Origin of the sequence: Mycoplana rhizolycopersici, from assembly GCF_013378445.1 — a bacterium.
In the GTDB taxonomy this organism is placed as follows: Bacteria; Pseudomonadota; Alphaproteobacteria; order Rhizobiales; family Rhizobiaceae; genus Mycoplana; species Mycoplana rhizolycopersici.
In genome coordinates this window covers 12,191-25,653 of the sequence record NZ_JABXYK010000027.1, presented here as the reverse complement: position 1 = coordinate 25,653, position 13,463 = coordinate 12,191, and the positions used below count along the sequence as shown (strand labels likewise).

Annotated in this window: 10 protein-coding genes; 7 read left to right on the top strand and 3 right to left on the bottom strand. The window is 63.9% G+C overall.

Annotation, left to right across the window (positions count from 1 at the left end):
• The first annotated feature begins 510 nt into the window (after window positions 1-510).
• Genes HV823_RS25035 through HV823_RS25005 form a run of 7 tightly spaced genes read left to right on the top strand, consistent with a single transcriptional unit; the run spans window position 511 to window position 9,586 of the window.
• Window positions 511-1,185, top strand: coding sequence for a sugar transferase (locus tag HV823_RS25035; RefSeq protein ID WP_246301966.1), 675 nt, complete (start codon window positions 511-513; stop codon window positions 1,183-1,185).
• Between the two features lie 4 nt (window positions 1,186-1,189).
• A complete protein-coding gene (locus HV823_RS25030; RefSeq protein ID WP_176952398.1) occupies window positions 1,190-2,098 on the top strand; it encodes a glycosyltransferase in 909 nt (302 codons plus the stop codon).
• 10 nt (window positions 2,099-2,108) lie between these two features.
• The gene (locus tag HV823_RS25025) at window positions 2,109-3,575 is read left to right on the top strand and encodes a GumC family protein (protein ID WP_176952397.1); all 1,467 of its coding nucleotides are present in this window, start codon (window positions 2,109-2,111) and stop codon (window positions 3,573-3,575) included.
• Window positions 3,572-5,002: an O-antigen ligase family protein gene (locus HV823_RS25020; RefSeq protein ID WP_176952396.1), complete on the top strand. Its 1,431-nt coding sequence runs from the start codon at window positions 3,572-3,574 to the stop codon at window positions 5,000-5,002. Before HV823_RS25025 ends, HV823_RS25020 begins: the two co-directional genes overlap by 4 nt.
• The gene (locus HV823_RS25015; protein ID WP_176952395.1) at window positions 5,002-6,099 is read left to right on the top strand and encodes a glycosyltransferase family 2 protein; all 1,098 of its coding nucleotides are present in this window, start codon (window positions 5,002-5,004) and stop codon (window positions 6,097-6,099) included. Before HV823_RS25020 ends, HV823_RS25015 begins: the two co-directional genes overlap by 1 nt.
• The gene (locus tag HV823_RS25010) at window positions 6,096-8,366 is read left to right on the top strand and encodes a family 16 glycosylhydrolase (protein WP_176952394.1); all 2,271 of its coding nucleotides are present in this window, start codon (window positions 6,096-6,098) and stop codon (window positions 8,364-8,366) included. Before HV823_RS25015 ends, HV823_RS25010 begins: the two co-directional genes overlap by 4 nt.
• Complete coding sequence (locus HV823_RS25005; protein ID WP_176952393.1) at window positions 8,363-9,586, top strand: polysaccharide biosynthesis/export family protein; 1,224 nt, start codon at window positions 8,363-8,365, stop codon at window positions 9,584-9,586. The genes HV823_RS25010 and HV823_RS25005 overlap by 4 nt, the downstream gene beginning before the upstream one ends.
• A 16-nt stretch (window positions 9,587-9,602) precedes the next feature.
• Here HV823_RS25005 and aguB read toward each other — a convergent pair whose 3' ends face one another.
• The 3 genes from aguB to HV823_RS24990 are packed head-to-tail and all read right to left on the bottom strand — an operon-like array spanning window position 9,603 to window position 13,358.
• The gene (aguB, locus tag HV823_RS25000; RefSeq protein ID WP_176952392.1) at window positions 9,603-10,475 is read right to left on the bottom strand and encodes an N-carbamoylputrescine amidase; all 873 of its coding nucleotides are present in this window, start codon (window positions 10,473-10,475) and stop codon (window positions 9,603-9,605) included.
• 11 nt (window positions 10,476-10,486) lie between these two features.
• Entirely contained in the window at window positions 10,487-12,157 is a 1,671-nt protein-coding gene (locus HV823_RS24995; RefSeq protein ID WP_176952391.1) for an amidohydrolase, read from the bottom strand.
• Window positions 12,158-12,176: 19 nt separating this feature from the next.
• A complete protein-coding gene (locus HV823_RS24990) occupies window positions 12,177-13,358 on the bottom strand; it encodes a serine hydrolase domain-containing protein (RefSeq protein WP_176952390.1) in 1,182 nt (393 codons plus the stop codon).
• Window positions 13,359-13,463: the final 105 nt, after the last annotated feature.

Genomic DNA, 13,463 nt, shown 5'->3' with positions numbered 1-13,463 from the left:
TCTCGAAGTCAAACGCAGAACGATATTGTTAACGAGAGAATTTAAATTCCTTTGAATTTATATATAGTCAAAAATATACTAAATAACAAACTTTGTGGATACCTATTTCTGGCATTTCTATTTGTGTTTAGAAAATTATTTATAGCATGTGCCCATTTCGTCATCAATTGTTTTTTCCTAATGTATTGAGTAGGGCGTCGTCCCTCAATTTCCTTTCGAAGATATACCTAAGGGTGACAGGGGCTCGGCGAGTGGTAAAGGCCGTTCCATGAATTCGGCGGAGCCACACGCCATGCCATACTGCTTTGGTTGAGGTTTCGGACGAGATTGTCCGTGCTGCAGTCCTCTAACTGGCTATGGCCCGAAATAAGTATATCTCCCGCTCCCCTCCCAAGGGGTAGCCCTTCTGTTTCCTTGCAAAGCGACAGGCGCGAATGGTGTCCTTGTGGCGCTCGAACGCGGAGACGCATCTCCGCAGTACCGCTTGAAAAACAAGAAGGGGAGGGTGCTTTGAACGAGCTGAGAAAACTCGCTTATGCGACGCCGGCATGGCGAAACGCCGGTTTCCTTGAGACTGCGGGCCAGGCCTTCAAGCGTACGCTCGATGTGGCCGTCGCCGGATTTCTTATGGTCCTGCTTGCCCCGCTCTTCGTCCTGATCGCCATGCTCGTGGCGCTTGACGGCGGCCCTGTACTGTTCAGACATACAAGGATCGGAAAGCAGACGAAGCCGTTTGGCTGCCTCAAGTTCCGGACCATGATCGTGGGCGCTGAAGAGTGCCTCCAGGAATATCTCTTCCACCATCCCGACGCACGTTTCGAGTGGAAGGAGCGCCAGAAGCTCGGCTTTGATCCGCGCATCACGCCGATCGGCAAATTTCTTCGATCGACCAGCCTAGACGAGATACCTCAGATCTTCAACGTGTTGCGGGGTGAGATGAGTCTGGTTGGGCCGCGGCCGGTGACCAAGGCGGAACTGGCGCACTACAAGCAGCACGTCGGCGAATATGCGAGCGTTCTGCCCGGGATAACCGGCCTATGGCAGGTCAGCGGGCGCAACGACGTCAGCTACGACCGTCGTGTCGAATACGACCGGGAGTATGTGAAGATGCGCTCGATCCTGCTGGATCTGAAGATCCTTCTCAGGACGCCGGGCGTGGTCTGGTCTCGCAGGGGTGCTGAGTGAGCTCATGCACAGGAACCTTCCCGAACAGCCGGAGGAGGAGGGCGGATGCGCCTCCGGCAGACATCATGCCAACAGCTCCGCCATCGTTACTGCAGCGGTCTCCGTCCTGATCGCCACCTATGTGAAGGAAAAGGCGGCCAATCTGGCCGCCTGCCTGGACAGTCTGGGGGCACAGACGCTGCCGCCTGCGCAGATCGTCCTCGTCGTGGACGGTCCGATCGGTGCCGACCAGGAGCAGGTGATCGACGCATTTGCCACAACCGGAAATGCATGGGAACTCCGCGTCGTGCGGCTTTCGAAGAACGGCGGGTTGGCCGCCGCGCTGAATGCGGGCCTGAAAGCCTGCACGATGCCGGTGATCATGCGCATGGACAGCGACGACATCTGCCTGCCGGATCGCATCGAGCTCGAGTACCGCTACCTCGACGCCCATCCGGAGGTGCACATCGTCGCCGCCTGGGCCGAAGAGTTCGACGACGAAAGCCCGGCGGTGCGGCTTCGCATCGCGCCCACCGTGCATGATGCGATCATCAAGGCGCTACGGTGGCGCAACGTCATCGTTCACCAGTCGGTGGCGGTCCGGGCCGATCTGCTGCGCTCCGTCGGGGGCTACAGCTCGCGCTTCGGCCTCCTGGAAGACTATGATCTCTGGATCCGGCTGGCACTTGCCGGCGCGCAGTTCCACATCATTCCGAAGGTTCTGGTGCGCGCGCGCGCCGGCGCCGGCTTAAACGACCGGCGAGGCGGCTTTCGCTATCTGGTCAACGACGTCCGCTTCCGTGCGCACGTCTTCAGGGCCGGCTTCCTGACGCTGGGCGAATTCCTGATGGTGACGACGCTCTACTCCGGGTTCCGGCTCATCTCAGGGCCGATGCGAAGCAGGCTTTATGCACTCGTAAGAAGCAAACCGTGAGGGGACTGCCATGGAAAGGCGAACCCGAAAATCCGCAAGCGAGGCTGCCCCTCAGGAAGACACCGGGCCGCTACCGGAGCTTTCCGCGCCGATGCTTTTGCCGCCTGAGCCTGCGGTAACTGAGCCCGCCGAGGCGGGGCCGCGATATTCCGTCCGGCGGTTCTTCGACGGGGCGGCCTCCGTGCTGGTGATGGCCGCGGTCGCCTGGCCCTTCCTGCCGCCGGTCTTCGAATCGACCGCGACGCTGGTGTTGAGGCCGACGGACATGGAGGGGCAGGCAAACTATCCGCTGGCCGTGCGACAGCCGCTTGACGAAAGCTTCATCCTGTCCGAGCTCGATGTCTTCCGTTCGGAGGCCATCTCGGATGCTGTGGTCAACACCCATCGCCTGGCCTTCGATGACGAATTCATGTCCAAGCCCGGCGTTGCGACGAAGGTCGCAGGGCTTGCTTCCGGCCTGTTCGGGAACCTGGTCACCGAAAGCATCGCCCGGGAAGACCCGAAGGTGCGGCTGGTTGAAACCGACCGCTCGGGCGGCGAGGTTACCCTGATAGGCGTAAAGGAAAAGCTCCTGGACAAGATGGTGCTTCGCCGCGACCGGCAGTCCTACACCGTTCGCGTCGGCTTCCGTTCGAACGATCCGGAAAAGGCCGCCGCGATGACGAACACGCTCGTGCACGCCTTCCTGGCCTCGCAGGTCGAGCGCAAGGCGCAGAATGCCGACGCGATGAAGGGACTGCTGAAGGATCGCATCGACGAGGCGCAGCGCGAGGCCGACCGCTCGTCGGCGGCGGTGGAGCAATTCATGATCAGCTCCGGCCTGATCGATCAGGGCGAGCAGATCGCGCTCGAGGCGCAATTGCGTGCTCTCAGCGACGAGCTCGCCACGGCACAGGCCCGCCTCATCGATGCGCAGACGAGGGCGAACTCGCTGGCGCGGATGCAGGCGGCCAACACGCTGGAGAGCGCGCCGGAGGTGCTTGCTTCGCCCACGATCCAGCGGCTCAACCAGAGCCTCACGGAGAGCATGTCGCGGCTCGCCGTGATGTCGACGGAGTCCCGCAACATTCTCAAGCAGGCCGCCGACGAGCGCGATCGCATCGTTCGAAGCGCGCGTGTGGAGGCGGACAACTGGGTCGAAAGGGAAAGCCGCCTCGTCAGCGAAGTCGCGCGGATCCGTCGTGCGATGGTCGAACGCGAGAAGTCGACGCTGCAACTGGAACAGCTTCGGCGCCAGGCTAGCATCGATGCGGAACTGCTGAACGACGCCCATACGCGTGCGGCCGCCCGGGCCATGGCCACGGGTGCGCTGAAGCCGGATGCCGAGGTCATTTCGCAGCCGATTGCGCCCGATAAGGCGGTGTTTCCGAACGTGATCCTCTATGGCATCGGGTCTATGGGGCTGGCCGGACTAGCAGGCGCCGCCATGAACGCCTCGGCGATCCGGCGCGACCTGACCAGGCTGATGAAATCATGAACGCAACCGGATACGGCGGCGGAGCGGAGCGGAGTGTCACCAACTTCGTGTTGGGCACGCTGCTGCTGAGTGTCTTTCCGGTGTTCTTTCTGGCGCAGCTTTCGGCAAACCAGTCGATCGCGGCGGTGCTTCCCTTTGCGCTCGGTACGGCCGCCTTCGGTTCGGTTGCCGTGGTCGCGGCCGCCGGCGGACGGAAATGGGCGATCACCCTGCTCTTCGTCTTCGCATTCTTCGGATTGAGTTTCGGCATGCGCATGGATGGCTATGCCCGCACGGGCGGCATGGACTGGCAGAACATGACGAAACTCGTCGCCTGGCTGCTGGTCTTTCTGATCTTCCCGTTTCATATCCGGCGACTTGCACCGTTCCTGCGCGAGAAGACCATCGTGCTGGCACTGATCTATGGAGGTGTGGCCTTTGCTTCCTCCGCCTGGTCGCTGATCCCCGCCTATACCGCTGCCAATTCGCTCGGCCTGATCTCCTACATTATCCTGGCATGTATCGTCGTCTCAGTCCTGGGGGCGGCGGCGACGATGCGCCTGCTGACGCTGACGCTGCTCGTCTTCCTGACGATCGGGTTGATATCGGGCATCGCACTGCCGGACATTGCATGGCTGCCGCCTTCGACAGAGGAAAGCGTCTATCGTCTACGCGGCTTCTCCGGACATCCCAACGTTCTGGGGGCGCAGGCCGCCCTGCTGGTCACGTTCGCAGTGGTGCTTAGACGGCGCCGGCTGCTGCCCGCGATGCTGTTTCTCCCCGCACTGTTGGTGGGGTTCGCTGCGATCATCGCCGCCGACAGCCGCACGATGCTCGCCGCGACGATTGTCGTGTGGGTCGTGATCTCGCTGCGCGAGCGGAAGCTGTTGGGCCCGATGGCGGCGCTCGGCGGTGTCGGGATGATCCTGGCGGTGGCGTTGATCGCGGTCGGAGAGTTTCCCGACCTGACATTCCTCCTCGGACCGCTGGCGCGGACCGGATCCATCAGCGAGGTCGTCACGCTGACCGGGCGAACCGAACTCTGGGTCGTTTCCGGAGAGCTGATCGCGCAAAAGCCGCTTCTCGGCTGGGGATTTGGTGGAACAGAGGCACTCTTGATTGAAAGCGTCGGGCGCACGTTCCAGGGGGCTCCGGTCAACGCCCACAACATGTATATCCAGGCGATCTTCAATCTTGGCTTTCTGGGTGCGTTGCCGATCCTCACCCTTCTTGGCGTTCTCGTGACGCGGATGTGGACGAGGCCGGATGCGATACGCGACCAGCCCGTTCTGCTGATGATGGTGATGGGGCTGACCGAAGTCAGCATCCTCGCATTGCCGGTCCTTTTGACCTTCACCTTCTTCCTAGTTCTCGCCCGTGAGGCGCGGCCTGACGTTGCTGGCGAAGGCGTTTTGTCGTCGGGGCCGAAAGAGATGAGGACAGCTTGATGGAGAAGCCCAGGCTTGCGCGCATCGACGGGCGGCAGTCACACGACGGAGGCGGTGTGATCGGCGCCTATCTCGTCGTCCGCAACGAGGGCGACCGGCTGCCGCATCTTCTCGACTATCACCGCCGCCTCGGCGTCGAGCGGTTCTTCGTCTGCGACAACGGCTCGGACGACGGCTCCACGGATTTTCTGCTCTCGCAGGGCGATTGCGTCGTCTACCACACCGCGGAATCCTTCGGGGAAGCCGGCTGCGGCATGAACTGGATCAACGCGATGGTGGCCCGCCACGGCGAGAGCGGCTGGTGCCTGTTCATCGACGCAGACGAACTCTTGGTCTATCCGCATGCCGAAAAGGTCGGCCTCGGACAGTTCTGCCGGTTTCTGGAGAAATCCGGCCATGAGGGCATGTTCGCCACGATGGTGGACATGTATGCCGATGGTCCGGTCGCCGATGCCGTCTATGTCCGCGGGACGCCGTTCGTCGAGACCTGCCCCTATTTCGACGCGGACTATGTCGTCCGGCAGAAGGCCAGCCTGCCATTCTCCAATCGCTTTCTCGACGTCGAAGCCGTCGGCGGGCCGCGGCTTCGGGTGTTCTATCCGCGCTATCACCGGATGAACATCTGGGAGATGGCGGTCGCCCGGGCGATGCGCAACCTTCGGCAGCATCGCCTGGGCAAGATGATCGGCATGCAGCGTTCCAGCCTCGGGTCGCTGCCGCCTGATATCACCAAGGTGCCATTGATGCGCGGAAAACCCGGGCGCCGCTGGGCGACGAACCACCGGACAGAACCGCTGGCGATCGCGCCCGTCACCGGCGCGCTTTTGCATTTCAAGCTGTTTTCGACCTTCGACGAAAAGGCGCGCAGCGAGGTCAGCCGCGGCGAGCATTGGGACGCAGGCGTTGAATATCGTCGCTATGTCGCCTTGCATGAGAAGCGCGCGAGCGTGTCGTTCATGTACGAGAACAGCAGGCGCTATCGCTCCAGCGGCGATCTTCTGCAATGCGGCATCATCCGCTCGACGGACGCCTTGGATCGATACGCAGCCGCACCGATGCCGGCCGCGCGCCCCCGCATCGTGTCGGTGAACCCATGAGCGCGCCACCGGACACCTGCCGTGCCGTCGGACCGCCGCAGTTTGTGGCCGGGCGGGCGTCCGCTGCGATGACGTGGCTGAGCGGCTTGCAAAGGGCCGCCTGGATCGGGCGGCCGTCCACCTATGCGCTGGGCGCGCTCGTGCTGACCGTTCTCGGCTGCGGCACGACCCTGATGGCGCCGAGGCTGCTGGGGCCGGTCGATTTCGGCCGGTTCGCGCTGCTGACGACGCTTTTCACCTATGCGGGCCGGGTCGATCTCGGCCTGTCGCAACTGGCCGACAAGCAGATCGTGGGCAGAGGCGGGCCAGCGGCGACGAAGGCCGCGCGCGACATCCTCGGCGCGCTCTGGCTCGTCGGCCTTCTTGCGATGGCAGTCACGGTGCCGGTCGCACTGCTGCTGGCGGGGGCGGAGGTCTCGTTTTCGCCGCTCGATACCGTCCTTGCGGTCGGCGGCGGGGTGATGGCCATGATCGCGAACGGCCCGGTGACGGTTTACCGGGCCGCCTCGCGGCTCTGGGAATTCACGGCGCTGGCCCTGATCCTGCAACTCGGGATGACGGCGCCGCGCCTTGCCGGTCTCCTCTATGGCGGCGTGACCGGAACCTTCGCCGTGCTTGCGGTCTACTATGCGATCCTGGCGGTGCTCTTCGCGCGGCCCGTGTCGTCTCTGCCGAGCCTGAAGGCGCTCGTGGCTATGGCGCGGTTGTCGTTGCCGCTCTTTGCCTTCACCGCCTGCTGGGTCTTCTATCTCGGCGCGAACCGGTGGATCGCGTCCGTCCTCTCTTCGCCGCACGATCTCGGCCTGTTCTCCTTCGGCGCCAGCCTGGCGATGATCGGCATCGGCCTTTTGTCGACGATCGCGCAGGTGCGATATCCGAAGCTGCTCGTGCAGATGGGGCAGGCCGGGGAAGGGCGGTCCAGCACCATTGGCGCCAGCACAGCCGGGATCGGTACACCCGGGGCCGGTGCGATGGTGGAAAGGGAATTGCTGGCTTTGACCGGGCTTCTTGCAGCCATTGCGCTTGCGGCGATCCTGTTTGCCGGACCGGTCATCGGCTTTGCCTTCCCGGCCTTTACGGAAGCGACGCCCTCGACCATCGCATTTGCGGCCGCCTGCGTGCCGCTCGGCGTGATGACTTGGATGGTGCCGATGATCGTCGTGCGGTCGCACCGGCCGATGGCCGACGCCGCCATGCTCGCAGCCGTCGGCTTCCTGTCGCTGGTGCTGGCGATGATCGCGGGCGATCGGCTCTCCGGGATCGAGGGGCAGGCGTGGGGCAATGCTGCGGCGGCCTTCGGTCTTTTGGTCGCAATGGCGCTGATCATGTTCCGGCTCGGCATGCTGGGCTGGCGGGTGCTGTGCCGGATCATCGGTGTGCAGGCGATGGTGCTGGGTGTGCTCGCGTTGATCGTCGCCATCGCCTCGCCGGCCCCGGCAAGGGCCCAGACGGCGGCAGTCCCCATCGTGACCGAAGGCTGGAAGGTCATCTTTCAGGACGATTTCGATCGGCTCGATCTGCAACTCGGCGATGTCGGCACCTGGCTGCCGTACTATCCCGGCGGCGGGCGGAGCAATTCCGGCAACAACGAGCTGCAATATTACGTCGATCCGCGACCGGCCGGCGACAGCTCCGACATCCAGGCGCTGGAGCCTTACCGCGTCGTGGACGGCGTGCTGGAAATCCGCGCGAGCAAAGTTCCCGACGCCTTGCGGGCAAGGAGCGGCGGATATGCCTACGCATCCGGCCTGCTGACGCCCTCCAATCGGCTGAGTTTCCTTTACGGCGCGGTCGAAATCCGCGCGAAGGTGCCGCGCGGGCGCGGCCTGTGGCCTGCCTTCTGGCTGCTTCCCTCCGACCGGACCTGGCCGCCGGAGCTGGATGTGCTCGAGGTGCTGGGACACGACACCCACACCCTGCATGTCACCGCGCACAGCGGCCTCGGCATCCCCGCCGGCGACAAATCCGCGCGAACGGGTGCTGCGGTGCCAACGGTTGATTTGTCGGAGGATTTCCACGTCTACGGCCTGATCTGGACCGCGGACAGGCTGGTCTGGACGTTCGACGGGCAGGCGGTCTTCGAGACGCCGACGCCGCAGGACCTTCACAAGCCGATGTTCCCGCTGGTCAATCTCGCGGTCGGGGGCAACTGGCCCGGGTCGCCGGATGCAATGACGGCCTTTCCGGCGACCTTCTACGTCGACTGGATCCGGGTGCGTCAGCCGGGGTCCGAAATTCCGAAAGCTGAATTGGAGAACAAGCCATGAAGCCGATCGCCTTTTGCGCCCTCAGCCTGGCGACGATGCTGGCCGCGATGCCCCTCTGTGCCGCAGCCGCGGAGCGGGCGCCTTACCGGCTGGCGCCGGGGGATATCCTTCAGATCGGCGTCTTCGGCGTTGCCGATTTCGGACGGCGGGTCACGGTCAACGTCGATGGCGACATCTCGGTGCCCTTCCTGGGTGAAGTCGAAGCCGAGGGGTTGACCATTCGCGACCTGCGTCAATCGCTGGGCAACAGGCTGATAAAGGACGGCCGTATCGAGGCCGCCGACGTCACGGTCGAGCTTCTGGAGTACCGGCCCTTCTACATTGCCGGCGACGTGTCTCGGCCGGGTGCCGTGCCCTACAGGCCGGGGCTGACGGTGCGCCATGCCGTGGCGCTCGCCGGCGGTTTCGACGCCCTTCGCTTTCGCGCCGAAAATCCCCTGATGACCGCACCCGATCTGAAAAACGAGAACGAAGAGCTGTGGATCGACCTCGTGCGTCAGGAGGCGCGCGCCATCAGCCTGAGCGCGGAGCTCTCCGATCAGGACACGTTCGATCTGTCTCCCGCCTATTCGGCGCCGCTTTCACGCAAAACGATCGACGAGCTTGCGGATTTCGAACGCCGTGATTTCTCCATGCGCAGGTCCGCTTTCGTCACCCAGAGGGCGTTCCTGGAGAGCTCGCTCAGGCGCGTCGATGATGAGCTGGCGACGCTTGCGGAAAGCCGCAAGCATAATGCGCAGGCGCTTATTCTGCAGCAGGCTGCCGTCGACCGGATGGAAGGATCTGCCACCAAGGGGCTGGTGATGGTCAGCCGCGTCGACGACGAGCGGCAGACGCTCGCCGAACTGCGCGGCCAGCAGGTGGACATCCAGTCGCGGCTGGTCATGGCGCAGCGCGCGCGCGCCGAACTCACCCGCAATATCGAGCTGCAGAAGGAGCAGCACCGTGCCCAGCTGAACGAGCGGCTGCGGGAGGCGACGATCGAGAAGGAAAAGCTTTCCAGCCGGCTGCGCGCCTCGGGCGAGAAGCTGCTTTATACCGGAGCCATCAAGGCGCAGCTCCGCGATGACAATTCCGGCCTGAGCGTGGTGCTCCACCGAAAGGTCGACGGCGCGCTGACCGGAATCCAGGCGGACGAAGATACCGAGATCCTGCCGGACGACGTGGTCGAGGTTACGCTTCGGCCGGAGCAAATGATGCTTGCGCCCGACAGCAACTGACCGCCGTCACGCAGGGTCAGTGCCTGCCTTCCAGCGACGAAATCGGCGTATAGAGGTTCGGCCTTCTGTCGCGATAGAGGCCCCATGCGGCCCGCTGCCGCTCCAGCGCATCGAGATCGAAGGTGGCGGTGATCACGCTTTCGCCGGCGCGATCGGCCTCGGCGACCTTTGCTCCCGTCTGGTCGGCGATGAAGGAGGAGCCGTAGAAGGTGAGGGACGTGCCGTTGAGCCCGTCCTCCCTGCCGATGCGGTTCGACGCGACGACCGGTATCATGTTGGCGGCGGCGTGGCCCTGCATCGCCCGCTGCCAGTGCGCGGCGCTGTCGATGGTGGCGTCGTGCGGCTCGCTGCCGATGGCCGTCGGATAGAGCAGGATCTCGGCGCCCATCAGCGCCATGCTGCGGGCGGCTTCGGGAAACCACTGGTCCCAGCAGATGCCGCATCCGATGGCGCCGAACCGCGTGTTCCAGACCTTGAAGCCGGTGTCACCGGGCGAGAAGTAGAACTTTTCCGTATAGCCGGGGCCATCGGGGATATGGCTCTTGCGGTAGTTACCGAGAACCTGCCCGTCGGCATCGATCACGGCGAGCGAGTTGAAAAAAGCGCGCCCCGCCTTCTCGAAGTAGCTGACGGGCAGGACGACGCCGAGTTCTGCCGCCAGACGCGAGAAATGGCCGATGAGGGCGTTATTCTCGAAGGGATGGGCCAGTTCGAAGAAGTCGGCATTCTGGTCCTGGCAGAAATAGGGCGTCTCGAACAGTTCCTGTATGAGGACGACGTTCGCGCCTTTGTCAGCCGCCTGGCGGACAAGACTGTCCGCCAGGGCGATGTTTCTATCCGTGTCCCAGGTGCAGGCCATCTGCGTGGCTGCGACGGTAACGTTCCGCATCGTGCTCGCCCTCACGCCTGATAGGTGACGCGGCCGTCGCAGATCGTCGTGACCGGGCGGATGGCGGCGAGATCCTGGCTCGCCGACGCTTCGACGTCGCCCGACAGCACGACGACGTCTGCCAGATATCCGGCCTTGAGCACACCTTTCCGGTCTTCCATGAATTCGAGCCAGGCGCTCGTTCTGGTATAGGCGGCGAGCGTTTCCTCCAGCGACAGTCGCTGGTCGGGAAGCCCCTCCTTCCATGGCTTGCGCGACATCGCATCGCGGATGCAGCCCATCGGATCGAGCGGAGAGACGGGCCAGTCGGTGGCGAAGACGATCTCGGCGCCGGCGTCGACAAGCGTCTTCCATGCAAAGGCGTAGGGCCAGCGCTCCTCGCCGATGAAGGACAGGTAAGGCTCGAGCGGCAGGCCGGCGCTGCCCGGCGGATGCGTCGGCTGCATGGATGCCACCGTGCCAAGGGAGGCAAAACGCGGAATATCGTCGGGATGGACGACCTCGATGTGCTCGATGCGGTTGCGGCTATCGCGCTTTCCGTTCGCGGTGATCGCAGCCTCGTAGCCGTTCAGCACCATGCGCACGGCGCCGTCGCCGATCGCGTGGACGGCGACGGGCAGGCCGAGCCGGTCGGCCTCAATGGCGATGCTGTCGAAATGCTCCTGGCTGAACAGCGGATCGCCCTTCCAGCCGGGCTTGTGGCTGTAGTCGTCGACGAAGACGGCGGTCTCGCCTTCGGTCACGCCGTCCATGAACATCTTGACGAAGTCGCAGCGCAGCCGGTCGCCGGTGAAGCGCTCATGCCATTTCGCCGCCTTCTGCTCCAGGTCGGAGAGAGGCATGAAGTTCTTCATGTGGTAGGGCATGCGCACGCGCACCGGAAGCCCGGAGGTTTTTTCGATCTCGTCCAGCATTTCGAGCTGGTAGAGGTTCCCGTCCATGTTCTGGATGGAGGTGATGCCCAGCGAAGCGCAATAGGCAAGCCCCTGCTTCAGAACCTCGATGTCGCCGGCCCGCTCTTCAGGCGTCACGTTCTCCGGCTCGCCGCCGGTGCCGACGCCCAGCATTTCTCGCCCGCCCGTTTCACCCAGTGCGGAGACCGGACGGATGGCGTTGCTTTCGCGAAGCTCGCCGTTCGCAAGGCCGTCCTCGCCCATGACGATCTCGTTGCCGACGCCGACATCGCGGCCTTCGAGGATGCCCGCCTGCTTCAGCGCGATCGTGTTGGCCCAGGCGACATGATGGTCGGGCGCAACGATCAGCAGCGGGCGATCGGGCAGGATCCGGTCGAGATGATGGCGGGTCAGCCGTTCCTCGTCGGACAGGATGGTGTAGTCGGCATGCTGGGCGATCAGCAGGCGGCGATCGGGATTGGCGGCGGCGTAGGCCTTCACCGCCTTTTCCAGCGCTTCGAAGCCCTTGACGCGATAGAGCGACAGTTCGGTCAGTTCGACCGATCCGCCGAAGATGTGCATGTGCGCCTCGTTGAAGCCGGGCAGCACGGTTGCGCCACGCGCGTCGATCACATGCGTGTCAGGACCGGAAAAGGGATCGATCTGCGCCTCGGAGCCGACCGCAAGGATGCGGTTTCCGGAAAGCGCGATCGCTTCGGCGCGCGGGTTGGCCTCGTCCATGGTGAGGATGCGCGCATTGCGGATGATGAAGCTTGCTTCTTTCTGCATGGTTTCCTGGTCCTGTCTCTCAGAACGCCATCTGGCATATTGTTCGGAAGAAGCCGAAGCTGTCCTGGTTGGTCTCGTCGCCAAGCGGGTCGGGCTGCGAGGAAAGCTTGACGATCACGGTCGCTGTCGAAGGGTCGACATAGAGCCACTGGCCGTGGATGCCGATCGCGCAGAAAGCGCCGTCGGCCTCGCCGGACTGGTACCACTGGCTGCGATAACGGCCATTGGGCAGGTCGACGTTGCGTCCGGCCTGCCACGCATCGCGGTCGCCGTTTGCGGCCATGTCGTCGATCCAGGCCGCCGAAACGATCGGGCGGCCATCGACCCTGCCGCCCTGGCGCAGCATCTCGCCGACACGGGCGAGGTCGCGTGCGGTGACACAGATGCCGCCGGCGGTGCGCGCGGTGCCGATGGCATCCACCGCGACATAGGCGTCGTTCTTCGCGCCCATCGGGCGCCAGAGCAGCTCCGACATCAGTTCAGGGAAGGGGCGGCCGGTGACCCGGTCGATGATGACGCCGAGCAGGTCCGAATTGGGCGAGGCATAATAGAAGGGGCCGCCATGCGGCCGGTCTGCCTTTTGCAGCGTCAGCAGGAAGTCTGCGAGGTTTTCCGGCTGTTCGCCCGGCTCCGGCGGATTCCAGAGCATGGCGCGCCGATAGCGGGCGAAGGCGCCCTTCGGATCAAGGTAGGCTTCCTCGAAATCGAGGCTGACGCGCATGTCCAGCACGTCGCGATAGGTGCAGTCGCCGTAGACGCTGCCCTTGGCTTCCGGCAGGTAGTCGGTCACCGGACGGTCCGGGTCGATGACGCCCTCGGCCTCCAGAATGCCGGAAACGATGGCCGTGAGGGACTTGGACACGGAAAAGACGATGTGGCGGTCGTTCACGTCGGAATGCGGCGCATAGTATTCGCAGACGACGCGGCCCTCCCGCATGACCACGAAGCCGTTGGTGTGGGCGTGCTCCAGCATGCCCCTGATCGTGTCGACGCCTTCGACGTCGGTCTTGATCTTCGTCGCAAGCAGGTGGTGGCTTTCCAGCGCCACTTCCCGCTCCGTGCTCACGCAGCGTATCTCGGCAGTCGGAACGAGGTTTCGGAGATTGTGGAACGCCCATCGGCTGTAGGGGGCGGTTCGCCAGTTGGCGAGTGTAACGTCACGACGGGCGAAGCCGTTCTCGTCCTTGAAGGTGGGGGTCATTTTCAATATGCGCCGGCCCTTGCGGACTGACCGCGCCGCCGGCGTTCCTCCTCACGGCAGCACCGTTGCATCGCGTGAAGCGACGGGCGCTGCGACAGATTGATA